The sequence below is a fragment of the Microcystis sp. BLCC-F209 genome (assembly GCF_041928595.1).
Lineage (GTDB): Bacteria > Cyanobacteriota > Cyanobacteriia > Cyanobacteriales > Microcystaceae > Microcystis.
The window spans coordinates 1-25,653 of the sequence record NZ_JBHFLL010000219.1 but is presented as its reverse complement, the minus strand read 5'-3'; the positions used below and the strand labels follow the sequence as shown (position 1 = coordinate 25,653).

Sequence of the window (25,653 nt, the reverse complement as noted above, 5' to 3'; positions counted from 1 at the left end):
GCCAAGCTTTTCTGGTCGGAACCCCCTAAGCCGAGTTTTCAAGGTGCTGCGCCGTCCACTTGGTTTTCGAGACTGGCCTTTTAATTCTAACGTAAAGCCAACCTAGAACGGCGGGGTTTCAGACCCAAAATTTCCGATGATCGCTCGGTTCGCTCCCACGGTAGATTTTTTTACGACCGATCGCTGTTACGCCGACGCAAGGCGATATTTACCGATTCTTTTCGAGAAACGCGACCTAGGAAGCGAGGACGCGATGGCAGTCTTGGAAGGTTTGACCGGTTGGGTGCGGATCGTGGATAACAGCCTGTACGCTTCTTACGAGGGGGAGGCTAGAAAACGCATCGCCGCGCGGGATGTGGACGATTGGCCAGTCGTGGCGCTGGCTTTATTGCTGGAATGCCCGATCTGGACGGAAGACGCGGATTTTTTCGGCACGGGCGTGGCAACCTGGACGAGCAATCGGGTTCACCTGTATTTCGGTGAGTGAACGACGGCGATCACAACAATATCCGATATTCTGGTGAATTCGTAAGAATCGAAGATATCCCGCCGTAGTCCGTGGGTATCTCCCTGGACTAGGTGCGCTTCCCAACTTTGCGAGCGTTGGATGAGTTTGGCTAGGGTTAATCTCAGATTCGACCAAATAGAGATGCACCCAAATTATCCCTATTCTTCTTCCTTCCACACAAAAACTGGAAGAGCCATCTATTTCACCTATGATAAAACTAACTGGTAGCGACTCCGATAATTTTATGCAAATCACTGTTGATATTCCCGACGAAATCGCCCAGAGATTAGGTCAAACAGGCGATAATTTGGCTCATAAACTGCTAGAAATGGTTATTGCTGATGCTTACCGTGCCGGTATCTTGAGTACGGCCGAAGTTGGACGCATCCTTCAATTACCTTCTCGGTTAGAAACTCATGCCTTTTTAAAGCGGATGGGAGTCTATCTGAATTATGATGAAACTGAACTAGAACGCGATTTGCAAACTCTCAAAGAACTCAGAGCGAAATGATAGTTGTTTCTGACACTTCTCCGATTTGCTACCTGCTCTTAATTGACCAAATTATGATCCTACAAGAACTGTATGAGCTTGTGGTCATTCCTGAAGCTGTAGCTGATGAATTAAAGGCCTCAGAATCTCCATCTATCGTTCGCAATTGGATTGCTAACCCCCCTGATTGGCTCCGGATTGAAATTGTTAGGACATCCTCAAGGTCAGGATTGGAAAAACTCGATCCGGGTGAGCAAGAAGCGATTTTACTAGCAGAGCAAATTGAAGCTGAATTGATTATTTTAGATGACAAAGCAGGGAGGCAAATTGCTTCGGAGCGTGGCTTAAGAATTATTGGACTTTTGGGCATTGTCAAAGATGCTGCCCAATTCGGATTGCTCGATTTAAGAGTAACCTTTGAACGTCTCCAAGAAGCTGGCTTTTGGGTTGCACCCAGCCTACTCGAACGACTTTTGCGGCAGCAATAGATGTTCTGACGCTAACTAGGTAGGCGTTAAAAATTATCAGATGCCCCCCTTATCAAGGGGGGACTAAGGGGGGATCAAACCCCCCTTATCAAGGGGGGACTAAGGGGGGATCAAACCCCCCTTATCAAGGGAGATCCCCCCGCCTATCGGCACCCCCCTTATCAAGGGGGGCAGGGGGGATCAAACCCCCCTTATCAAGGGGGGACTAAGGGGGGATCGGCACCCCCCTTATCAAGGGAGATCCCCCCGCCTATCGGCACCCCCCTTATCAAGGGGGGCAGGGGGGATCAAACCCCCCTTATCAAGGGGGGCAGGGGGGATCAAACCCCCCAGGTAATTGACCCCCTAAACTAATACACTTGTGCTATAGCCTGCCCAAAAAAATTCCAGAAAAGGGAATGAGGGAAAAGAGGGAAAAAAAGGGGAAAAGGGTTACAGGGTCCTCCCAGCACCGCACACCACCCGAAAACCGACGTTGACGTCGTTGACGTCGCGGCGGTCGTGGCCGCTGCGGAAAGCGGAACGGCAGTCAGTCGGATTGACGTACCAAGAACCGCCCCGCAGTACACCAATTCGGTTATCCGTCAATAGTTTTTTTATACTATTTAATAAATTTTGATAACGATTATCAATATTTTTTTCGTCCCAAACGCTCCCGTCTGTGGGCGGTGCGCCTTGATAATCACTATGCCACGGATCTAAACACCACTCCCAAACGTTCCCGTGCATATCGTACAGCCCGAAGGCGTTGGGGGGATAGGAGCGGACGGGGGTGGTTTTGTGTGGGGATTGTTTCGGCTTTTCTTGTTGATAGACCTCTGAACTATTGTAATTCGCCAGTTCTCCCGTGATCGTCTCGCCAAAGTGGAAGGGAGTGGTTGTTCCCGCTCTACAAGCGTATTCCCACTCGGCCTCGCTCGGTAAACGGTAATTTTTTCCCTTGTGACGGGACAGACGGGCGCAGAATTCGATCGCATCGTACCAACTCACGCACTCGACGGGGTTATTATCACTTTCCTTAAAGCGCGCGGGGTCTGGATCGAGGTCTTTTCCCTCCCTCGGTAGGTGGGCCACGAACCGCCATTGCGCCCGGGTAATCGGAGTCTGGCTCAGGTAAAAAGCACTGACGCTCACGGGGTGTTGGGGTTTTTCATACTCGGAATCGTCCTTTTCTCCCGGTGAACCCATCAGGAATTCGCCCCCCGGGATAGCAACCATAGTCAGGGGTTCGATGCCCTCCCCTAGGGGTTCCTCGTAGTAGTAGGCCTCCAGGGGTTCTCTTTTGGTAATTTCTCCCCGTTTATCGACGTATAGGGTCTCGAAGGTGAATTTTAGGAGTTTTTCCGGGGTCAAGATTTCCTGTTTTCGCTGCCTCACTCTCTCCTCGATGTTTTGGGCGATATCGGCGTACTCTCCCCCCCAAGTGCGGAGAACAGCCGCGTCCACCTCAGCGAAATAGAGAGAGCGATCGCTGACTGCATCCTCTAGAGAACCCTGTGGATTAGGGATTAGAGCCGAAAAATCGCGAAATTCACCGTAATGGTCGCGAATATAATCGCCGATGCCGCGCCAAATATCGATCGTGCGCCGGTTGGCACTATCTGCCAACAGTAGCTGACGAATGCCGGGGTAAAAATCGTACCAAGCATCCGGAACCGTCGCTCCTTCTGGACTAAAGGTAGATTTTTCGACCAGTCCGCTAAAAAAGACCTCCGCTAGATGCCAATGTTTACTATCGGGTAAAAATCGCCGCTGTGCCAATCGCATCACCGGAGGAATCAGGGGAACGGCCGCCAGCACTTTAGCCAGTTCTCGGGCCAAGGGACTGGCATCGATTAAAAAGCCTCTCAATAACTCTTCCGGGGATTCCGCTTCCGGAGCGGCTGCCTCTTCTTCTCCGGTTTCACCCATATTCACCCCCGCAGTCTTTGCTCCCATTAAAACCCCCTGAATGGAGTTACCACCGCTCCCAGCGATAAATTTCGCCCAGGTTGCAAAGTGAGCAGGGGATAAATTGAAAATAGGGAACCGATAGAGAATCTGCTTCGTGCGGAGTCTTTCCCCCACTTGCAGTATTGCATTGGCAGAAGCGGGACCCGGTGCGATCAAAGGCCGAAGGATCGCTCCCTCTAAAGCGGTTCGTTGCCATAGCTCCTGCGGGAAAATGTGAGCAATGGTGACGGGGTGTTCTTTTCCCAGATCCGCTAGGGTGGCGAAGGCAGACCCCGATCGCCAAGCTTTCCCCAAAGTATCGGTTAGGACGATAAAAAGTCGGTTCCCAGAGGGTGCAACCAGACTGCGAGGGTTCCGTTCGATTTGCCCAGCGCCGGAAAGCAAACGAGCTTCATTTTCACCCGTCTCGAACCACCAAACCCGCACATCCCTAAAAAAGCCTTGCCAACGGAAGAGAGTGGTCATTCCCCCCGCTAGATCTCCCCAAAATTCCATCGGGGGAGAGCGATCGATCAACAGGTGAACCTCTAACCAACGTTCTAGGGGAGGTCGGAAAGCGAGAATCGGTAATCCCCCCGCTTCGGCCGTCCGTTCCACCGTAACCTCGATATCCAACTCGTCGGCCCGTAATCCAGGCACGCGACGCGCTAGGGGGAGAATTGCCTTACTGATGGCGGTGGGTTCGGGTATCGGAAAGGGATCGGGGACACGAACGGGAGAAGAACGATCGCTCTCGACCGAATCGCGCTTCTGGGGTGTCTGCGTCGGGCGATCGATGTTTTCGGGATAGGCAACGGGGAGCGTTGGCTCGATCGCTCCGGGGGGAGGGGTTTCTTCACCGCTGCCGGATGACTGGTTATCCTCCTGATCATTAGATGAGGTTGCTTCCGACTGTTCAGGCTGCTCGATCGACCAAGGCGCGATAATTCGATCGAGGTAAGCAGCGCACCAGATCAGTTCTGCCATTTCCCTCTCGTCTTCCCACCAGATGGCTTTTTTCCCTTCCATCTCTCCCCCTACCCTTGCAAGGATTTAAAGATGGTGTCTAGCAGCTTGCTATCGGGGTCGGTGAGGTCGTTTCCCTGTAGTAACAGATAGACCGCGTTGAGCAGTTGATCGGTGGCTAGTTTGTCTTTGCGTTTAATTCGATCGAGAAATTCCCGGATCAGATTTCTGGCCGGTTCGTCCAATTGATTTAGGCTCTCTGGGGGGAAACGTTGCTCTAGTATCCGATAGAAATCATCCTCGTTGTCGGGTTGTTCGAGTCTTAAACGCAAACATCGACGCAGGAAAGCAGGGGGAAACTCCCGGGCCTCGTTACTGGTCATGAATACTAGGGGGAACTCCTGACAAGACACACAACCTCGATCGATCGGGATTTTTTCCTCGCTGTCATCCTGTTGACCGCGATAGGGAAGAACGGATTGGTCGCCGGTTTTTAATCGTGTCAGTTCCGGGATCTCAAAAAATCCCTCCTCGAAAATATGGAGGAGATCGTTAGGCATATCGATATCGCTTTTATCGATCTCATCAATTAGCAGCACCGCCGGTCGTCCTGGACGGGATTGATAAAAAGCCATCCCCATGGGACCTAATCTTAGATAGCTGCCGATATCCGGCTCCTCGTACTCTCCCCCCTCTCCCACTTTCTGTCTTTGTAGGGAAGCTTCCTGTAACCGTCCGATCGCATCGTAGGCATAAAGACCCTCTTTAAGGGTGGTGCGGGAAACGATCGACCAACGGTAGGGGCCGGGTAGTCCCAATTCCCGGGCAACTGCGTAGGCCAGGGAAGTCTTGCCGGCGCCGGGGTTGCCCTCGATCAGTAGGGGACGACGCAAACAGAGGGCAGCATTCACCAATTCCACCGCTTTCTTATCCGCGACGAATCCTAAAGCCCTAGGGTCGATTTTTCCCTGTTCGGGCGGTATTTCCTGCGATTTCGCCGCTTTTGTCCATTCTTCCGGGGATAGGCTAAAACTGCGCCAAGGGGGTGGCGGTGGGATGCGATCGAGGTGTTTTCTTTGTTCTTTGGGTGTGGGTAAACTATCGGCACTCAGGGTCAAACCCCGATAGATGCGAAGTTCTTCTGCTTTGGTAACTGGTTTATTGGCCATTGGATTCCACCACTCTCGTGTTTAGAGGTCTTGGTCTCGGGGAGGGTTTGGGGTATAGATCGTCCCAGAAAAGGGCGATTTTTCGCTTGTTTCTGCGTAATTCTTTGATATTATCGGGCCAGTTTCTCCATTCCGAGGGGTTTAGATCGTTATCTGTCATCGGTTCGCCGGCGTTTCGACTCCAGACGGCGATCGGCAGGGATTCCACGATCTCTTCCAGATCGGCGATCGATGGTTCGGTTCCGATGTAGTAATCTTTCTGGTCAAGATCGCTATTATTTTCCCATAAAGCTCTCTTGATCTCCTCGATCTTGTCGCGTATTTCTCGGAAATCTTCATCGAAATAGCGATCGAAGGAGTTAATAAAAACAGGATACTCGTATCCGATAGATGGCCCCTCACCGCATCTAAACTTAATATCTTCTAGGGAGTGTTTCAGCAAAGCAAATGGAAGGAAAAATTCAATCTCTAGTCTCACTCGATCGGGTAAATAGTAAAACATTTCAGGAATTACCTCATAGAAACTATCTTGCATTTTTTCTATCATAAAATCTTCTTCTTTTTCATAGATACTCCATAACTTAATTTTATTGTTTATTCCCACAAAAAACATTATATTTACATGAAAATATTCTGTTTGTAAGCCAGTATTATTATGTTTATCAATTGCGGGTGAGATTACAATTTGTATTCTTCCTTCTAGTTCGATATTTTTATTAAATTTATCCCACAATTCTCTCGCATATTTTTTGATTGTGTCTAACTGCACACCATCCCTATATCGAACAGCTTCACCTTTCCAAGTATCAATATTTTCAGCAATATCTAGGGTTTCATTCTTAAATAACTTCAACCTGCACCATTCAGAAAATAAAATCAAAGGACATATTTCTTTATTAACTGGCTTACTAGATAAATCTTTTAGTTTTCCTCTAAGCTCTTCTATGTTTGAAATAAATTTATCTGGAATTGGATTTTTATAGACTAACAGAAAAGAGTTGATTAAAAATAAACTATTATCGGAATTAATATTTAAAATATTGAAAAGTTTTTCGATTAAATTAAATCGTTGATTTTCCCATTTTTGGTCAGCTTTAGGATAAGTAGGAAAAAACCTAGCATAGGTTTCAATTCCTAGCGCAGAATAATTAACACGCTGATTACTGTCAACATTCTGGTTCATTTTATCAACCAACAAACCTAGATCGACATATCCATAATGGGAATAAAAATCGATCGCTTTTATGTCATCGAGAGCTTGTTGCAGCGATCGGGATAAAACGCCTTCGATCGCTGTATCTTTTGCCCTACAAGCGGCCATAACATGAATAGCTATATTAGCTCCTCGAAGCGCTTCATATTGTTTGATCGCATCGCTAACGAATTTTATAATATCTCCCGCACCACTTTGGGAGTAACAAGTATCAATAATATAGAGAACTTGAGAGATGGTTACTTGCTTATTTTTAATAGGACGAACTAAGTCTTGAGTCGGTAAAGCCGTTGAAGGTATATCGTCACTATTTGTGTCTTCCAGTATGAGATAATGTCCATCCCCTTGACAATATTCGCCATGACCAGAATAGTAAAAAATAAGAATATTTTTCGTTCCATGCCGCTCTCTATCCCGAAGCCAATTAGGGAATAATTTTTTAAGATCGTTAGTTGTGGGATTCAAGTGTAAACTTGGCAGAACTCTTTCATATCCAAAACCACTGGTAAACAGACTGTTCACCAATTCTAAATCCGTCTCGACGCTGGGTAATTGCTCGAATGCGTTGTAATCCTTTGTCCCACAAGCGATTAGATAATACTTGATTTCTTCATCCATATCATTGCCCATCAATCGATTAACCCCGATCGAATCGCTTCCCCAGTTTCAACCGCCGTCAGATACCTTTTGGCATCGTGAGCCTCGCAACCATTATAAACTAGCTTATCCTCGACAGTTCCCTCAAATAAAGGGTTGAGTTGCTTTGTCAACGCCACCACATCGCCATTGTCTGCGATATTCACCCATCTTTCCACATTTCCGGGCCAGCACCCCAGGTTATTGCGGGGGGATGGTTGCAGTCGATCGAAAATTAATTGTCTTATCCCCAAAGGAGAACCGAGAGTGACAAAGACTTTAATCGGCCATTCTGGATGCTGACATAAAGTTTCGTAACAGACGATCGAACCGAGAGAATGAGCTACAAGTACCCGCGGATCTTCTTCATCGATACATTTTATTACTCGCTCTTGAATCTGCTGTTTTAGCTCTTGATCGTGTAAATAGCTCCCCACTTGCTTAAGATAAGAAATAACCAATTTTTCGGCAATGCTACCGAAAAACCGAGATTCACTTAACCCCGACAAAGCTCTCTGGATAATTTTCGGGGTAGATTTTTCTCTCAAAAGGCTATCCGCATTGGGATGATTATTTTCCACTCGTTCCGTTTCTTGCCACCACAACTGGAGTAATTCTTTTTCCCAATCGGAATCGATATCATTAACATCGTAGTTCGGAATGCCGAGCGCTTTCGGTTTTCCCCGGAAAAGATCTCCGTAAAACGCACAACGAAAATCAGTATCGGACTCTAACTCGGTTCCTGCGAGTTTCAATCCATCCTTGAGACTTGGCAACCACTCAGCACAAATCGTGTGGCTACCCCTAAATTCTTGCGCGATACCGTGAACACCGACAATTTTAGCCATGATCGTGCGGTTACAGAGCTTCCCTATCCCTGTTGATTTTCAATTTTAAATGGTTTTTCGCACTTGAGACCGAGAGCAAATTTAAAAACTGCCTTGCTTCGATCGCCTTGTCAGTCGAGATAGACCGTTCAAAAACAGCAACCAAACCACCACCACCAACCAATGCAGCACCGAGATCGTCCAGAGAGAACCAGTCAGCCAATAGACAACGGTGCAAGTTAATCCCAATAAAGCCGCTAAAATCAAGAAAATAGGCTGAAAAAAAGTCGGATTGCCCTTTTTGTAAAAAATAATTGCATTGAGGGGATGATAGACGGTAAAAAGCGTGATGCTGACCAAAGCAGAGAGGATCAGGTTAGCTGTGGAAGTTGCCGTTTCCGGATGGGGAATTAACAGCACCCGAAAGACGAATTCCTCCCAGAATGCCGGGAAGAAAAAACAAAAGACGAGCATTTTCAGTATCTCTAACGGTCTCCGTTCGGGGAAGTGCCAACGTAAAAAACCCGACCGGAAACCGATGGTCAGGGCGATCGCGGCGTATAATCCCAATCCGATCGCCGTCACCCCCCAATCCCGACCGGTAAGGGGCAGCACGAGCGCGCCCAAAGTGCGACGGAGCATCGGTGCGATCATCAGCATTTCCCCGAATAACTTGGTCGGTGCGAGGGGTAAAATCTCCGGCATCGCTCCCCCAACCTGATTAGTACGGAGGAACCAGAGAGTTGCTCCTGACCGCAAGAAAATCTCACCGATCACGTCATTGCTGCCTCGCGGTAACATCGATCGCCAGCTTAGTAGAGCGTTGGCCAGTGTATTTTCCCGAATCAAGCCTTTTCCGCGACTATCGGTGATACCGGCGAGAATTTCGGCGTTTTGCCGCCAATCGGCCCGGATCACCCCCCGGGGAGCTAATACTTGTTCTAAACGATCGCCCAATTGTCCCAAACGTTGAAAACGCAAAGTTTCTGGGTCGTCGGCATGGGTTGTCAACCAAGCGGCGATCTGCGGATCGGTTTCAAACTGGTGGCGCAGGGTAGCGATCGTGATATAAAGGGCCTGATTCGAGTCCTGCACGCAGGAAGTCGCGGGGGTAACACTAGAAACCCCGGTCCCGTCCCCGATCCGGTAGCGAGCCATCATGATCTCTAACTGCTTGTGGAATTCTGTCAGGGGGGACAGAGAAACCCTGCCAAAGTTGTAATCCTCCAAGAGGTCTAATTTCACGATCGCATCGGATAGGGGTCGGGAATTAAGCCATCCCCGCTCTAAACTACCCGTATAGTTCGCCCAACTCTGATATCCCGATAAAATCCCCTGGGGATTGTGAGCGTACACCTGATCATAATCGAGCTGCCACTGCAGCTCTCCCGTCAGGGCATCCCGAATCACTTCGTAGAGAAAATAGGAAAAATGACCCGTTACCGTTCCCAATTGTATTGATTCGCCTTTTTTACCGCCGATTCCGCCGAAAAGATGAATTCCTATGCCTTTATCGCCCTCTTTCCATGATTTTTTTTCACCCTCCGGCAGGACTGTTACCCGACTGGCGGTTCCTTTGCGGGATGGGGTATCGTTCCAAGTGCTGCGGGCGATGTAATCTTGGCCCGATTGCACCCCGGTCAGGGTTGCCGTCGGTTGCAGTTGAAACAGCGATCGAGGTTTGATTGCTTGAACGGTAAAGAGGTTATCGCGTCCCCGCGCACCGTAGATATACCAGCCCTCCTTTCCTTCCCTCGCCGCTGCTAACTCTCGGGGGGTCGAGATAAAACGTCCTCCGGAAACTAAGGGTTGTTGGGGAATGCGGATCACTTCCGAGCTGCCGTCGAATTGTCCACTGTCGCGGTTATAGTGTCGCACTCGGAAAAGTTCGCTCCCACAGGGGGGTGAACCGGGGCAAACCTTGGGGATGTCGCTGGGGGTTCGGGGGGGAGCTTCGCCGATAATTTTCACCAATGCCACAAAGCGCCCAGTAACGATCAAGGGCATTCGCTCCACTTGTAATGACGTTTCCCCGATTTCTGCATCGGGAAAGCTGACCACCACATCATCGAGCGGTCGCGATCCGGCCAGCGCTTGCAGTGGTCCGACCCCTGAACGACCATTCAAGCGAGTCGGTAGGATATTTCCCTGTTTTTCACTCTCGATCGCCTCTGGAGTGAAGCGAATATCCTTAGTAACCAGTCCTAAATATCGAGCCAGTGCCGGGGATTGCCGCCAACCTAAACGAACTTTTTGACCGACTAAATCCGGCCGGGGTGCTTGGTAAACCTGCAACCAAGTCCAATCTTCCCCCGGTGTGGCGGAATATTCCTCCGGTTTTGGCAAAATCAGGCGACCGATCCAGGGGGCGATCGGGCGATACCATCGCGGATCGAGGGATTGCTCTAGGGGAAAATAGCCCGGTTGATTGACCGCTAACCGACTCATGATCCAGTAGTCAGCCTTGGCTTCTTCCACGGGGCGCGGACTGAACAGAAAAACCGCTAGAGCGATCGCCGCCAGCGAGAGAAGTATCCAGACAATCCGGGAAATCGTTCTTTTCATGGTATAGCTGACGCTCATCGATCGAGTCAGGTTTCTCCAGCCTACAGCGTTTAGACTAAGTAGCTGGTTATATAGCGGTTCTCGCATCTGTGCGGCACACTTAAACCTTTGCTGATTAAGCTGTTCAGGATCGGGAATGTACCTCGTGTGAATCAGAAACGCTATATATAGTGCGCCTAATTGATTTGTGAACGGGTAGGCTCTAGAAGTCAAGTGTAGCACGACGGCAAACGGAGGGTTTTTACATTTCATTTAGGTGCGCTATAACGGTTTTCAGTCTAATGAGGTATAGTAAATCCCTTGATAGATATGCGTTTCAGCGTTTCAATCGGGACTCACCTCTGTGAAAACCGCTATAATTGAATCACTGATAACTGCTCACTGATAACTGATAACTGGTTATGAACCATTGTTGACACCCCCTAGTCTAAACGAACAAGTAGCTAGGGGTAAGGGGAATGATCGAGGTGATAACCGATAAGCAAACAAGTGTGAGCGATCGAGAGTTAATCTTAAAATGTCAAAGGGGTGATCGGGGTGCTTTTCGTCACCTTTACCGTCTTTATCAACCAAAAATCCGCTCTACTCTCTATCAACTCTGTGGACAGGAATTCCTAGAGGATTTTGTCCAAGAGGTATTTTTAAGAGTGTGGCGCGGGTTGCCGAAATTGCGTTCCCCTGAATACTTTTCCACTTGGGTTTATCGGATCACCTGGAATGTGGCGATCGATGGTCGGCGACAATTAGCCAAAAGACAAATGAGGATGGCCAAAAGCACTGATGAGGAAAACTCCCTTGATAGCGAATCCCGTCCCCAAGATAGTCCCGATTTGATGCAATTGCATTATGAGGAAGTGGTCGAGCAAGGGTTAGAAATTCTCAGTTTAGAACATCGCGCTGTCCTTGTCCTTCACGATCTAGAGGACTTACCCCAAAAGGAAATCGCTCAAATCTTAGAAATTCCCCTCGGTACGGTGAAATCACGTCTTCATTATGCGCGTAAAACCATGGGTCAATTTTTGCAAAAACAAGGAGTTCTCTAATGTCCCCAGAAGATGAGAAAGTAGTTAATTTTCTGCGTCGCTATCGTCCATCGCTGCCACCTCGACCGATAGATCAAGAAGAACAGTTAATGCAAATGATTAGGGGAGAAAGGCCGGTAACTTGGCCAAAATCCCTGCCTTTATTGGGGTGGATAACTGGTATTACTGCCTTATCGGCCCTGATTGTTGCTTCCTATCGTTGGTCTGATCCTCATCCACAACTAGGCCAAATTTCTGACGAGCAGTTAGAAGCTTTTTTAGTGGAAAGTTGGAACCATAGCATCGCTCCACCGATTGCTGCTCCTAGCGTTTATAGTTCCCCTTGGATGAGCTTAAACGAGCCTCAACTTACCTATTCTACCTATAATCCTTAATTTCTTTGTCGAGGTCAATTATGTCCCTTTCTACTCTCTCGATTCTCGGCACGACCATGGCTTTAACTCTGGCCGCTAACCTGGCCCCAACTGCCACGGTGTTATCCTATCCCCAAGATCGTCTATTTATTGCTCAAACTAGCTCTCCCCAGCGTCCTGAGAGTCGTCCCCGTCGGATGAATAATTCTAGAGAAGGACTAATCGAACAATTAAACCTTACCGATGACCAAAAGTCAAAAGTTGCCGCTATTCGTCAGAAATACCGAGGACAAATCCAAAAATTGCAAGAAACTATTAGAAAGAATGAACAAGAACTAAATAGTTTATTATCGAATAATGCCTCCGATCGAGAGTTCCGTTCTAAACATCAGCAAATCTCCCGCAATCGCCAAGAAATGAGTAACCTGCAATTTGAAAGTTTTTTAGAAATTCGCCAAGTCTTAACTCCCGCTCAAAGAACGGAATTTTCCCAGTTAATGAGGGAACGTTGCCCTAATTTCCCCAATTGCGGACGACCATAATTCCCATCAGTGCGGATTAAGATCGAGTTTGATGGCGATACATTAGAAAAACGGAAAGGATGGGCAAGTAACCCATCCTCAACTTATCATTTACTAATAAATTATCGTTTCCAAGTGACTTTTGGTAGGATATGATTCATATCTACCCGATTTTTATACTTGGTGGCGAAGTTCAAGAGGGAATCGAGGAGAGAATCGGAGAGATAGTGAGGTTGTAGGCCTAGATCGAGTAATTTCGTGTTTTTAGCGTTAAAATAATGTTCCTCTAACTCGATGCGCGGGTTGTCAAGATTGTTAATCTCCACATTTAACCCTAACGCGGAACCAGCTTTTTTCACCATCAGTGCCAAGTCACCGACGCTAAACAGTTCGGTAAATTGGTTAAAAACGCGAAATTCCCCCGATTGAGCAGGATTGGCGATCGCTAATTCCAAACAACGCACGGTATCGCGGATATCTAAAAATCCTCGCGTTTGACCACCTTTACCGTACACTGTCAGGGGATGACCGATCGCCGCTTGAATACAAAAACGGTTTAAAGCAGTACCAAAAACCCCATCGTAATCGAGACGGTTAATCAACATCTCATCCATTCCCGTTTCTTCGGTGAGGACTCCATAAACCACCCCTTGATTAAGATCCGTGGCTTTTAAACCCCACATCCGACAGGCAAAATGGATATTATGGCTATCGTGGACTTTGCTGAGATGGTACATACTACCTGGCTGTTTGGGATAGGGTAAAGTATCCTTACGACCGTTATGTTCGATCGTGATGTAGCCTTCTTCAATATCTATATTAGGTGTGCCATACTCACCCATGGTTCCCAGTTTCACTAGGTGCGCTTCGGGAAATTCCTCTTTCATCGCGTAGAGGATGTTTAAATTGCCAACAACGTTGTTAACTTGGGTTAAAACCGCGTGTTCGCGATCGATCATGGAGAAGGGTGCAGATCTCTGTTCTCCGAAGTGAACAATCGCATCCGGTTGAAACTGTCGCAGGGATTGAATCAAAAAGTCGTAGTTATTGATATCCCCGACAAAAAGATCGATCGATTTTCCCGTCAGATCTTGCCAGCGTTGAATCCGATGAGATATGGGTGCGATCGGTGTTAAGGTATCGCAGCCTAATTGTAAGTCCCAATAGCGACGAACTAAACTATCAAGTATGCCTACTTCGTAACCTCTATTTGATAGATGGAGTGCCGTTGCCCAACCACAATAGCCGTCTCCGCCAATAACCAAAACTCTCATACAATATCTGTAAAGTTTATATACTCGTCTTTGGTAACTCTAGCAGTTTTGTGTCACGCTTTACCAGTTTAATCCCCGTGAATATAGCGGGGTGTGGGGTGTGGGGTGTGGGGTGTGGGGTTTTTCAGTGTTGCCAAAGGCACGGCGTAGCCGTCCAGTAAACAGTAACCAGTTATCAGTGGGGGGAATGGGAAATTATAAATTATGAATTATAAATTATGAATTGGGGAGAGGGGAGTGGGGAGAAGGGAGATGGGAGAATCAATAAAGGTAGTCTATTGACAACTGCTCACTGATTACCACTGTCCACTGCTCACTGCTCACTGATAACTGATAACTGATAACTGATAACTGATAACTGATGAGGGTGTTCTAGAAAACTTGACAAGGGAACGAATTATGGAGAAACTCAGCTTGTAATCAGTGGGCTTTGCTGACGAGAAAACAAAAGCCAAAAATCTAGATAAAAGGCAGTTTTTTCGGTAACTCAAGGACTATCTGCTTTTTTACTTTTTACTTTTTACTTTATTACTTGATCTTATGCGTTGGCAAGCTCGGCAAAAATCTTCCTTTTCTTTCCTTCCCCTATACGGATTTTTGGCATTTATCGTCGTTTGTCTGATTATTTGGGCAAGTTCTCTCTATCCTCGTTCTAATGCTCTGGTGGGGGGTGATTCTCTCCCCGCACCTTTTAGGGAGTTTCAACCGGAATGCGCGGATTATGTTCTAGAAAATAGTTCTTTTAAGGATATATCGAGAGTTTTTGACTGTAAAACCTATAAAAACCTCTCCGATCGCGTGATTGTTTCCCTATCTCTCCAAAAAAACGATATTAGTCTCGATAATTGGCAAAATAACTCGGCAACGGCGATCGATTTGGCCCCCTGGCCGGCAATTCATCCCCGCGCGCAAGAGACAAAAGTACCTATTTTAATGTATCACGACATTTTACCAGAAAAAGAGGTATTCTTTGACGTTACTCCAGGCGAATTAGAGGCACATTTTCAATTTTTGCAGGAAATCGGGGCAACTCCTATCAGTATCGATTGGTTAATTTCCCATCTGCGGACAGGTATCCCCCTTCCCGCTAAACCGGTTTTATTAACTTTTGATGATGGTTATGGGGGACATTACCAGTATGTCTATCCTTTATTGAGAAAATATAACTATCCCGCCGTTTTCTCGATTTATATCAATAAAATGACTCAAAAAACCGGCAGAACCAGTGTCACTTGGCAACAACTCCAGGAAATGGCCGCCGATCCTCTAGTACAAATTGTCTCCCATAGTGTTAGTCATCCCCGGGATTTAAGGTTATTATCCGATGCAGATTTGGAGCAAGAAGTCAAGCAATCGAAACAAATCTTAGAAAAAGAATTGGGCATTCCGATTAATTATTTCACCTATCCGGAAGGGAAGGCGGACGATCGAGTGAAGGAATTCGTCAAAAAAGCGGGTTATCGGGCGGCTTTATCGATGAATGACCTCGATGAGCATTTTGCTGGACAATCCCCCGATTTACTCACTATTGGACGCTTTGGGCAATCGCGCACGCGAGAAGTTGTCCCGCAAGCTTGGGGAGGTGATCCCTTACCCCGTGCCGATGGCGGTTTTAACTTTGCCACCACCATCCAAAAACGGGAAGTGGAATTCCCAACTAATACACTTGTATTAATTAGTGGCGGGATTCCCAAAACCATCCACGCTGATAGTCGCTATCAAGTGGAGGAAATTATCGCCGGTACAGAAGCAGTCGCGGCTGTAGATGGCGGTTTTTTCTCCCTCAAGGAATTGGACTCAAATCAGATGATCGGGCCGGTTTTAAGCGAAAATGGCGGCTTTATCCCGGGATATGAGGGAGAAATCGGCAAGTTAGAGGGTCGTCCTTTAGTAATCATTACCGAGCGATGGGTGCGTTATCTTCCCTTCGATCCTGTCCGTCATAATACCCTAGAAGGAATCGCAGCGGAGGCCGGAGATGATCTCAAGGTGACGGATGCTTTTGTCGCGGCCGCTTGGTTAGTCAAAGATGGACAACCACAATCGCGAGAGTCCTTTGGTACACTTTACGGTTTTGATGCCCTGCGTCACCGGGCTTTTTGGGGGATTAATCAGGCAGGACAGCCAGTAATCGGGGTTTCCAGAGAGCCGATCGATTCCATGGCTTTGGGAGAATTATTAGTACAGGCAGGTTTTCGGGAGGCGGTGATGTTGGATTCAGGAGCAAGTACTTCCCTCGCTTATCAGGGTCAATCGCAAGTGCATTATACTCCCCGTCCCGTTCCCCACGTTGTCGCTTTATTTCCCCCCACAGAACCCGATATTGTTCCCGTTAGTCATGTGGGGATTCCCTGCGTAATTTTCGCCGATTCCTGTCCTGCGGGGAGTTAGGGGACAAAAACTTGTTAACCAGAAAACGGCTGAAGCTATGTATCTAAGAAAGCTCTAAGAGCAATTTTGTACTTGTTTTTCAGTCGTCGAGAAACTAGACCACCTTGCTGAATCTGTGCGAGAATTGTGGCTGAACAGGAGCCTTTTGGAATCGGACTACCCGCAGTGATTAAACTGGCTAATTCCGTGGCATCCATCTCCCGGGCAAATTGATAGGCAATCACGGATTCACAGACGATAAAATTCGGGACACCAAGGCCGGGCAAAAGCACACAAGTAGCTTCCGAACTGCTTCTTCGAGTTGTAACATTGACAAATAAATATCTATTTTCAGAAGTCTTTGCGATCGCAATATAGAGATGTTGCTTATTAGGGGGTGTATCGATTAAAAAGGCATCCCCCAGCTTGACTACCAGACTAGCCATGTAAAGCTCCATCTAAATAGGCTTCTCGCTGGGCTTCTTGGCTAATATCTTCGATTTCCTCCTCCGTTTTACCCATAGATCGCAAAACATCCTCCACTAAAATTGGAATAGCCGAACCATGGGGATCCTTCCATTCTGGTAAATCGTGAGTCCATTCGGCTACAAGAAAGGGATTGAGATGGCCAAAAGTCTTGTAAACCTGTTTAAGAATCATTTCTTCTTCTTCACAGAGTTCTTCATTGCCGGGATATTGCAGCAGGTCAACATAATTAGAATCCCGGGGAGAAATATATTTCGACCACAGGGGTAAAGCAGAGTCCACGGGCTGTCCTTTAATCAAATCATAAACACCACTGAGAACCGGTCCATAATCCATTGATACATATCTATCCCCAGTAATTGGTTGATCCATGGTTTTTAAAGCAAGACGGTCAGCTATATAGAGCATTTTCAGCAACCCTAAATACTTCATCGGTTTGCCGTGCAGCTTTAAGAGTATAGCAGCGGCTTCAACTGCTTTCTCTGGATGAAACCGAAATTTGATCGTCATAACTACTATAAATTCACTGCTTTTTTATGACACTTTTATTATAGTTATTATTCTACATCGGCCATATTTAAGATTTTGTCCCAGTGGTTGAGGTTTCTAGCCTGATTTCTCAAAGATGCTGCTATAGGTATGATCGAGTTAAACCTTAGCCCAAAATTCTACCATGGAGATCGAACGTCTTAACGCCCTTTCCGATAATTATATTTTCCTCCTCTACGATCGAGCGCAAAAAATTGCGGCTGTGGTGGATCCGGCGGAACCTGAACCCGTTTTCAGGCGATTAGAGGCTTTACAGGTGGATTTAGTCGCTATTTTTAATACTCATCACCACGGCGACCATGTGGGGGCTAATCAGGCTTTAATTAATCGTTATCCCCATCTTTGTGTTTATGGGGGAAAGGAGGATCGCGGTCGCATTCCGGGCCAGCAGCTGTTTTTAGAGGAGGGAGACCGGGTGGAATTTGCCGGTCGCCGGGCCGAGGTTTTCTTTGTCCCCGGCCACACTCGCGCTCATATTGCCTATTATTTTCCCCCGGTTAACCCCGGAGATTACGGTGAGTTATTCTGTGGTGATACCCTGTTTTCGGGGGGGTGTGGTCGTTTATTTGAGGGAACACCGGGCCAAATGGTGGCTTCTTTAACCAAATTGCGATCGCTGCCCGACCAGACTAGGGTTTGGTGCGCTCACGAATATACGTTAAATAATTTAAAGTTTGCCTTGACAGTTGACCCTAATAATGCTGCTCTGCAACAGCGTTATCGGGAAGTGGAAAAACATCGCGCTGAAGATATTCCCACGATTCCGGCAATTTTGGGGACGGAAAAGCTGACTAATCCTTTTTTGCGTTGGGATAGTCCCGCTTTGGCCATGACCATGGATAGCAATGAACCAGTACAAGTGTTTGCGCGGCTGCGGGGGAAAAAAGATAATTTTTAAGTAGTCGTGCAAAATAAATTTCCCAGTGAAGAAAGGCAAAAGGCAATAGGCAAAAGGCAAGAAGTAGGGTTGATTCATGAATCAACCCTACAGGGGGTAGGGGGAATCAAAGGCAAAATCTATCCCTACAAGCTCAACGGTTGCGGCTCTAACTTCAAATCGGCAAGACTGACATCACCGTGACCATTTACCGCCACCTCTAGGGGCAAATTGCCGTGATAAGCTTGGATTAACAGGGTTTTTAAGTCCTCAATCAGGGGATAACGGGGATTGGCTCCGGTACACTGATCATCGAAAGCTTGTTCGGCTAAATGGTCTAATTTGGCCATAAATTCGGCTTCAGTTTCGGGAATTACCTCTTTAATACTGGCCGGAATACCGATTTCCCGTTTTAAACATTCGATCGCTAATACCAATCTTTCCACACTTTCGGTCTCGCTTTCTCCGCCCAATCCCAAGGAATGAGCGATCCTGGCATAGCGCCACTTCACGTTAGGATATTTGTACTGAGAGAAAGTGGCCTGTTTAAAGGGGGCATCGGTGGCATTATAGAGGATGACGTGGGAAATCATCAAGGCATTGGCTAGACCGTGGGGAATGTGGAAAATTGCCCCTAATTGGTGGGCCATGGAGTGACAGATGCCTAAAAAGCCATTAGCGAAGGCCATTCCTGCCATTGTCGCCGCGTAATGGACTTTTTCCCGCGCTTTCGGGTCTTTAGCTCCGTTATGATAGGAACTGGGCAAGTATTTAAACAGCAGTCTGATGGCATCTTGAGCAAGAGCGTTAGTATATTCTGAGGCTAAAACCGAGACGTAGGCCTCAAGAGCGTGAGTTAAAGCGTCAATTCCGCCGTAGGCTGTTAATTTTTTCGGCATATTCAGCACTAATTCCGGATCGACGATGGCCATGCTGGGAGTTAGAGCATAATCTGCCAAAGGATACTTAATATTATTACGGCGATCGGTCACGACGGCGAAGGGAGTCACTTCCGATCCTGTTCCCGAAGTGGTGGGAATACACACCATCAGAGCTTTTTCGCCTAAAGGGGGCAATTCATAGACTCGTTTGCGGATATCCATAAAACGCATGGCCAAGCTCTCGAATTCTATCTCTGGATGCTCGTAGAGTAGCCACATGATTTTAGCGGCATCCATGGGGGAACCACCACCGATAGCGATAATTACATCGGGATTGAAGGTATTAATTACATTTAACCCCCGTTCGACGGTTTCTAGGGAAGGATCGGGTTCCACATCATAAAAGATATTAATCGTGATGCCGATTTCTTCTAAAACCTCCTCTAAAGCTGCGGTAACTCCTAGGTCAAAAAGAGGTTTATCGGTGACAATAAAGGCCCGTTTTTTGCCGGCTAATTCCCGAATAGCGACGGGTAATGCTCCGTATTTAAAATATACTTTTGGTGGTACTCGGAACCAAAGCATATTTTCCCGGCGCTCGGCTACGGTTTTAATATTTAATAGGTGGGTAGGTTCGACGTTTTCGCTGATGGAATTACCGCCCCAAGTGCCACAACCGAGGGTTAAACTAGGATCGAGACGGAAGTTATAGATATCACCAATTGCACCCTGGGAGGAAGGGGTATTAATTAATACCCGGGCCGTTTGTACGTTGTCTTGAAAGTGCTTAATATGTTCCCGATTGGAGGGTGCGGTATAAAGCACGGCCGTATGACCTCGACCGGCAAATAAGACCAGTTTTTCGGCTTTTTTGACCCCATCTTCAAAGTCTTTGGCCCGGTACATGGCTAAAATTGGCGAGAGTTTTTCGTAGGAAAATGGTTCCTCTAAGCCAATATTTTCTACTTCTCCGATTAGTAACCTGGTATCTTCGGGAACGGAAATTCCGGCCATGGTGGCTAATTTTTCTACCGGTTGTCCGACGATATCGGGGTTGATATGACCATCTTTTAGGAGAATCCCGACGACTTTTTTCCTTTCTTCGGGGGAAAGAAGATAGGCCCCGCGAGCAATAAATTCCTGTCGAACTTCTTCATAGATGCTATCGACAACGATTACCGATTGTTCGGAAGCGCAAATCATGCCGTTATCAAAGGTTTTACTGAGAATAATCGAGGAAACGGCCATTTTTATGTGAGCAGTTTCGTCCACTAAAGCGGGGGTATTGCCGGCACCGACTCCTAGGGAAGGTCTTCCGGAAGAATAGGCCGCTTTTACCATACCGGGACCGCCGGTAGCAAGGATTAAATTAATGCTGGGATGTTGCATTAATGCTTGGGAAAGTTCCACCGATGGCTGATCTATCCAACCAATAATACTGGCCGGTGCGCCCGCTTTCACGGCCGCTTCTAAGACTATTTTGGCCGCCGCGATGGTGCAGTCTTTGGCTCGCGGATGGGGGGAAAAAATGATGCCGTTGCGGGTTTTCAGGGCAATTAGGGCTTTAAAAATGGCTGTGGAGGTGGGATTTGTGGTGGGTACGATCCCCGCTAAAATGCCCACGGGTTCGGCGATTTTTTGCAATCCAAAGGATTTATCTTCTTCGATAATGCTGCAGGTTTTGCTGTGTTTATATTTGTTGTAGATGATTTCTGAGGCAAAATGGTTTTTAATCACTTTATCTTCTATTACTCCCATCCCTGTCTCTTGTACTGCCATTTTAGCTAGGGGAATGCGCGCGTTGTTGGCTGCTAATGCGGCTTTTTTGAAGATAAGATCTACTTGTTCTTGGTTATAGTTGGCAAATTGTTGTTGAGCTTTTTTTACCTGTTGTATCAGTTCTTCTAGCTCTTGTCTATTGGTAACTATCATAACAATTTTGTCGAAAAAATTAGGCATTTTATTCTATTATAGCTTTTTTCGCCAAGGTACTCGCTCAATCTTGGGATTTTCTTTATAGTTTCCTAAGCATTGGTATTATAGAATACTAATAATCCTAAGTAATAGGTATGGGGAAGTGGGGAGATGGGTTTTAAAGTTCGATTGGGAGTTCATCATACTATTAAAAACAGAATTTATCATGAGAACTAATGTATCAAATTTAAGTCCCCCTTTTTAAGGGGGATTTAGGGGGAGCAAATTTTTTTTAGTCCTTTGGGATGCTTTTGGGTGCGTTACGCTTCGCTAACACACCCTACATTTATATTTATTTTATTTCCCCCTCTATTATCCTGATTTCTTCCTCACTTAATCCATACAATTCATACACTATTTGGTTAATTTTTGTTTCTAACTCCTTGACTTCTTTTCCCTTAGCTTCTAAACATTGTTTAACTAGATATTTGATCGCTTGTTTTTGGGTTTCTGTTGCATTAGCGATAGGAATTTGCCTAATATAATCGGTAAAAGCTCTTAGATATCCACCTCGAACTTTATTAGAAATATAAGAATAGAACCACTCTATAACAACTGAATTAAGTAATCCACAAAGCCATAATTCATTGATTGGCATAAAATAAACTGTATTAGCTAGATAAAATTTATTCAGTTCAATCATAAAACTTTGGGACTCATATATATCTGGATAAATAATTTTAGGTTGTTCAAATTCTTGCCAATACTTACAAGAACGCAATTCCCAAAAAAAGCGACCTTGATCATCTCTTTTAATTAATTTATCACGAAATTCTTGAAATCTTGCATAAATTGCGGGATAGGTTTGAGCAAAGATTGCTTCTGCTTCTATTTTACTTTTATCTGACCAAGGATGACTTTTATTTTCCGATGACTCAATTTTAATTAAATACTGTTCAGCGAAATCTATTCGCCATCTTTTCACATCTCTTCCCCGTAGAAAAGGTTTAATAACTTCCTCGGAGGAAGGATGTTCACTAATTAATCTATCGCGGGTGATTTTATCAATCACAAAAGCTTCATTTAAACCTGTTATTATTCCACGATATAAGCTACCTTTTACATATTCTCCCAAAGGAGTACCGACTTTTTGCAATTTAGCCAATAAATCTAAAGTTTGTGAAGATTCTAATTTCCAACCATCAGCAGATAAATTAGCTTGAGTGATGGTTAGATAATCTTGTTCTAGAATTGTAGCAAACTGGGTGATATTTTGATCTCTGTGTTTATCCCAAGCTAAAGCTTTAAACTGATTGCCATCCCATTTATCTTTACTTAAAGCGATAATACTGGGATAAGCGGTAGCTTCTTCAAAGACAGGAAAATCACCAAAGTCAATTAAATTAAAAATTTTGGTCGAATTGCTGAGAAGTTGTCTTAATTTTTCTCCGTATCCCGAACGAAAATATTTATTTGAGGAGATATACGTTAAATAACCTTTAGTTTTGAGTATTTGTAAACCCCTCTCATAGAAATAGACAAATAAATCGGCAATCCCGGTATAGGATTGATAAATTTTCTGCAAGATAGGTTTAATATTTTTGAGTTCCTCCTGTCGGATATAAGGAGGATTGCCAATTACCACATCAAAACCGATAAAATTCCCCTTATCGTCTAGGACTTCGGGGAACTCGAAGCGCCATTCAAAAGCATTATGATAAATCTTACCGCTTTCAATCTCCTCCAGTTGCGGACGTAACTTATCAATCTCATTCCTTAACTGAATAATCTTCCTTTCCCGCGCTTTCTTTTCCTTGGGTGACTCCTCAAATAACAAAATTTGATTCTCTAGACTATATAAATCCGTTTCCAAACCCCGCAAGCGCTTTTTCAGAGGATTATCTCCCTGTAAAGTCTGACGAAAACTACTCTTAATCTCACTTATCAATCTCTCCATCTCGCGCTTTTGCGATTTATCCTCCGCATTGCGATAGACTCTCACCGCATCCTTATAACTCTCGATACTTAAACGATTTTTGCGGGAAAAGACTTGTAAATCATTGGATAACCCAAAGCGACTAATCAGAGAATTGCCAACCTTGATATTAATATCGATATTCGGTAACGTCTCTAACTCGTTATCTGCTTTGTAGTAAGCATTCTTGAGTAACTCAATCCATAAACGCAACCGACAGATTTTCACCGAGTTGGGATTGATATCAACTCTAAAGAGACACCCCTCAATCAGACGCTGTTTTTCCTGAAATAAAGTCTCCTGTACTCGCTGACTTTCTCGACTGCGGGGATTATATTCAAACAGATTACCGTCATCATCGGTGACGATTAACTCATCGTTCACCACCTCAACCCGATAATCCCTGAGAGTTTTACCCTCTTTATCCACTAAAATCTGTAACTCACTCTTAATCGCGATTATCTCGTTCAAAGCAGAAACAAGAAAATGTCCCGAACCCACCGCAGGATCACAAATTTTGAGACTATTGATAATAGCATTGGCTGCCGTTTTATCTTTGATGCGGTTATACACATCCTCGATTGTCTGACAATCCCATCCCTGACTCTGGTTAAATTTCTCTATCACTGCGCGTCGAATCGTTTCCCGACACATATACATAGTGATGAAACCGGGGGTGAAAAAGGAACCATCCTTATATCCGTTGATTTTCTCGAAGATTAATCCCAACACTGACGCATTGATAAGAGTCTTGTTATCCTCCTGTATCGCTTCCCCACCTTCGCTGCTAAAATCGTAGGCATTGAGAAACTCAAATAGGTATGCTAAAGCGTTGATTTCTCCTGTTCGCTTTTTCCCCTGACTATCCTTTAAGACTGTTCCTGCAAAAATCTCTATATTCTCCGAACGCAGGTTACTGATGACTATGGTTGACTGTTCTAAGTCTGTCGGTTCAAATAGGGAACTGTTGAGATAGGGAACCTGAGTATGGGTATTCTGGATGTCTTTGCTTCTTTCTGTCTGTTTTTTGGCCAAAACGCTGAAAAATAAGCGATTTAAGTCGTCATAGTTGGCAATTTTGCCTAAATTGAGAAACCCTAGGGATTTATCCCCCCGATGATACCTAATTATCTGCGCTTCTAATAGTTTGAGGAAGAGGATTCTATTTATCCAGGTTATCCCCAACTCTAAACCGATATTCAATAGTCTCTCCTCTTCCGTCTCCCCAAATTCTTCGGGATTGGGTAAACGAGAGATTTTATCTAAACTCTCCACTTGACTGATAGCGTTCTCTAGCAGCGAACCGGGTTGTCGCGCTGCTGGTTGCAGACGTTGGATGAGTTTTTTTCCTCCCTCTTTTATCTCTGTCAATCCGATGATATGCAGCAGTTCACTATAAAAGTTTTTGTCGAGACTGTTGCTATCGTTCGCAAAGGGGAGTTTTAAGAGGTGTTCGGGAGAAAAGATTTTATAGAGACTGATAAGGTTATGTTCGTCCTCCCGGATGGTTTGGGAGTATTCCCGCAAGTCAAAATGGGTGTATGTCAGGGAATCGAGTATGGAGTTCAGGAAGGGTTCTCCTATCTGTTTGTAGAAGAAGTCGGTGGTTTTTCCCGTTAGTCTCCCCGTCTCAAAGTCATTAAACTGTCTGACAAGTTCCTGATTTTGTGCGAATAGTCTCTCGAAGATATTCCCATCGAAGATAAACCACTCATATATATTGGTAGCAATCAGGTGTTTTATCTCTAGGTTTTTCTCGGTTATTCTTTCCCGTAGGAAGTAGAGGAGTAATTCTTGTAATGCTTTACAGTTGAGTTTGTCTCTCCGCAGCATCTCGCTTTTATTGCTGGGTTTCTTGACTTCCAATATCACCCCCACGGAATCCCGCGATTCTTTCCCATTATGGATGACTAAATCATTCCTTCCCTTGGTGTTGATGAAATGTTGGGGACTATAGTAGCTGTGTTTGAGAAAGTCTGCAAGCAGGTTTTTATGGAACTCCTCCGATTCTGTCTCGTTTATACTCCCCAAAAGTTGTTCTAGGTGGGTTTGAAACTTCTCTACCTGACTACGACTCGGTTTGACTCTTAGGAATGCTTTGTTTAATGCTTGTCGGGGAGAGAAATTTTCTGTCTTCATACCTTTATCCTCTTCCTACTCAACCCGATTTTGGGGTCTATTTTTTTCTTTCTTATCTTTGCTCAAAAACTATATATATATTTGCACACGGATTCCCATTATCTAAAAAGTCTAAAGCAAGTCTCGCCATTTGTCAAGGGTTTTTAGAAAAAAAATCAGGCCGATTTTATAATCACCGTAACAACAATTCAGATCGTAGGGATAATTCCGTAGGGATAATTCCGTAGGGATCATTCCGTAAGGATAATTCCGTAGGGATAATTCATGAATTATCCCTACTCAGGAATGCTTTGTTTAATGCTTGTCGGGGAGAGAAATTTTCTGTCTTCATACCTTTATCCTCTTCCTACTCAACCCGATTTTGGGGTCTATTTTTTTCTCTCTTATCTTTGCTCAAAAACCCTATATATATGGGCGCACGGATTCCCACTATATAAAAAGTTTAAAGCAAGTCTCGTCATTTGTCAAGGGTTTTTA

General features: G+C 45.6%; 18 protein-coding genes. 8 read left to right on the top strand and 10 right to left on the bottom strand.

What is annotated here, in order from left to right; genetic code table 11:
- Positions 1 to 136 precede the first annotated feature (136 nt).
- From ACE1AQ_RS14450 to ACE1AQ_RS14440, 3 genes are all read left to right on the top strand, one after another.
- Positions 137 to 487, top strand: a complete 351-nt coding sequence (locus ACE1AQ_RS14450) for a PIN domain-containing protein (RefSeq protein ID WP_008196899.1) — start codon at positions 137 to 139, stop codon at positions 485 to 487.
- A 229-nt stretch (positions 488 to 716) separates the two neighbouring features.
- On the top strand, positions 717 to 1,019 hold the full coding sequence (locus ACE1AQ_RS14445) for a UPF0175 family protein (RefSeq protein WP_081106738.1): 303 nt from the start codon (positions 717 to 719) through the stop codon (positions 1,017 to 1,019).
- Complete coding sequence (locus tag ACE1AQ_RS14440) at positions 1,016 to 1,486, top strand: DUF3368 domain-containing protein (RefSeq protein WP_052275698.1); 471 nt, start codon at positions 1,016 to 1,018, stop codon at positions 1,484 to 1,486. The genes ACE1AQ_RS14445 and ACE1AQ_RS14440 overlap by 4 nt, the downstream gene beginning before the upstream one ends.
- Before the next feature lie 432 nt (positions 1,487 to 1,918).
- Here the strand turns inward: ACE1AQ_RS14440 and ACE1AQ_RS14435 are convergent, their stop codons facing one another.
- The 5 genes from ACE1AQ_RS14435 to ACE1AQ_RS14415 form a co-directional block, all read right to left on the bottom strand.
- The gene (locus tag ACE1AQ_RS14435) at positions 1,919 to 4,447 is read right to left on the bottom strand and encodes a formylglycine-generating enzyme family protein (protein WP_110543697.1); all 2,529 of its coding nucleotides are present in this window, start codon (positions 4,445 to 4,447) and stop codon (positions 1,919 to 1,921) included.
- An 8-nt stretch (positions 4,448 to 4,455) separates the two neighbouring features.
- The gene (locus ACE1AQ_RS14430) at positions 4,456 to 5,553 is read right to left on the bottom strand and encodes a MoxR family ATPase (RefSeq protein ID WP_110543694.1); all 1,098 of its coding nucleotides are present in this window, start codon (positions 5,551 to 5,553) and stop codon (positions 4,456 to 4,458) included.
- Positions 5,543 to 7,396, bottom strand: a complete 1,854-nt coding sequence (locus ACE1AQ_RS14425) for a caspase family protein (RefSeq protein ID WP_374808646.1) — start codon at positions 7,394 to 7,396, stop codon at positions 5,543 to 5,545. The genes ACE1AQ_RS14430 and ACE1AQ_RS14425 overlap by 11 nt, the downstream gene beginning before the upstream one ends.
- Positions 7,396 to 8,250 carry a hypothetical protein gene (locus ACE1AQ_RS14420; protein WP_374808644.1) on the bottom strand — a complete coding sequence of 285 codons (855 nt, stop codon included), beginning with the start codon at positions 8,248 to 8,250 and terminating at the stop codon, positions 7,396 to 7,398. The genes ACE1AQ_RS14425 and ACE1AQ_RS14420 overlap by 1 nt, the downstream gene beginning before the upstream one ends.
- 81 nt (positions 8,251 to 8,331) lie before the next feature.
- Positions 8,332 to 10,812, bottom strand: coding sequence for a type II CAAX prenyl endopeptidase Rce1 family protein (locus tag ACE1AQ_RS14415; protein ID WP_374808642.1), 2,481 nt, complete (start codon positions 10,810 to 10,812; stop codon positions 8,332 to 8,334).
- A 440-nt stretch (positions 10,813 to 11,252) separates the two neighbouring features.
- Here ACE1AQ_RS14415 and ACE1AQ_RS14410 point away from each other — a divergent pair, with 440 nt between their 5' ends.
- The 3 genes from ACE1AQ_RS14410 to ACE1AQ_RS14400 are packed head-to-tail and all read left to right on the top strand — an operon-like array spanning position 11,253 to position 12,732.
- Entirely contained in the window at positions 11,253 to 11,837 is a 585-nt protein-coding gene (locus ACE1AQ_RS14410) for a sigma-70 family RNA polymerase sigma factor (RefSeq protein WP_110543529.1), read from the top strand.
- Positions 11,837 to 12,211, top strand: a complete 375-nt coding sequence (locus ACE1AQ_RS14405) for a hypothetical protein (protein ID WP_110543527.1) — start codon at positions 11,837 to 11,839, stop codon at positions 12,209 to 12,211. Before ACE1AQ_RS14410 ends, ACE1AQ_RS14405 begins: the two co-directional genes overlap by 1 nt.
- 20 nt (positions 12,212 to 12,231) lie before the next feature.
- On the top strand, positions 12,232 to 12,732 hold the full coding sequence (locus ACE1AQ_RS14400; RefSeq protein ID WP_110543525.1) for a Spy/CpxP family protein refolding chaperone: 501 nt from the start codon (positions 12,232 to 12,234) through the stop codon (positions 12,730 to 12,732).
- A gap of 101 nt (positions 12,733 to 12,833) precedes the next feature.
- Here ACE1AQ_RS14400 and ACE1AQ_RS14395 read toward each other — a convergent pair whose 3' ends face one another.
- On the bottom strand, positions 12,834 to 13,985 hold the full coding sequence (locus tag ACE1AQ_RS14395; protein ID WP_110543523.1) for an NAD-dependent epimerase/dehydratase family protein: 1,152 nt from the start codon (positions 13,983 to 13,985) through the stop codon (positions 12,834 to 12,836).
- Between the two features lie 540 nt (positions 13,986 to 14,525).
- On the opposite strand from ACE1AQ_RS14395, the gene ACE1AQ_RS14390 reads away from it, so the two are divergent.
- Positions 14,526 to 16,376 (top strand): polysaccharide deacetylase family protein, encoded by a 1,851-nt coding sequence (locus ACE1AQ_RS14390; RefSeq protein ID WP_110543520.1) that lies wholly within the window; start codon positions 14,526 to 14,528, stop codon positions 16,374 to 16,376.
- A 35-nt stretch (positions 16,377 to 16,411) separates the two neighbouring features.
- Here the strand turns inward: ACE1AQ_RS14390 and ACE1AQ_RS14385 are convergent, their stop codons facing one another.
- Positions 16,412 to 16,801: a hypothetical protein gene (locus ACE1AQ_RS14385; protein ID WP_008200532.1), complete on the bottom strand. Its 390-nt coding sequence runs from the start codon at positions 16,799 to 16,801 to the stop codon at positions 16,412 to 16,414.
- The gene (locus ACE1AQ_RS14380; protein ID WP_008200530.1) at positions 16,794 to 17,351 is read right to left on the bottom strand and encodes a Panacea domain-containing protein; all 558 of its coding nucleotides are present in this window, start codon (positions 17,349 to 17,351) and stop codon (positions 16,794 to 16,796) included. The genes ACE1AQ_RS14385 and ACE1AQ_RS14380 overlap by 8 nt, the downstream gene beginning before the upstream one ends.
- Before the next feature lie 163 nt (positions 17,352 to 17,514).
- Between ACE1AQ_RS14380 and gloB the strand changes: the two genes are divergently transcribed.
- Positions 17,515 to 18,288, top strand: coding sequence for a hydroxyacylglutathione hydrolase (gloB, locus tag ACE1AQ_RS14375; protein ID WP_110543517.1), 774 nt, complete (start codon positions 17,515 to 17,517; stop codon positions 18,286 to 18,288).
- A gap of 125 nt (positions 18,289 to 18,413) precedes the next feature.
- On the opposite strand, the gene adhE is transcribed toward gloB, so the two are convergent.
- Both adhE and ACE1AQ_RS14365 read right to left on the bottom strand, forming a co-directional pair.
- Positions 18,414 to 21,080: a bifunctional acetaldehyde-CoA/alcohol dehydrogenase gene (gene adhE, locus ACE1AQ_RS14370; protein WP_110543566.1), complete on the bottom strand. Its 2,667-nt coding sequence runs from the start codon at positions 21,078 to 21,080 to the stop codon at positions 18,414 to 18,416.
- Positions 21,081 to 21,414: 334 nt separating this feature from the next.
- Positions 21,415 to 25,176, bottom strand: coding sequence for a class I SAM-dependent DNA methyltransferase (locus ACE1AQ_RS14365; RefSeq protein WP_374808638.1), 3,762 nt, complete (start codon positions 25,174 to 25,176; stop codon positions 21,415 to 21,417).
- Between the last annotated feature and the right edge of the window lie 477 nt (positions 25,177 to 25,653).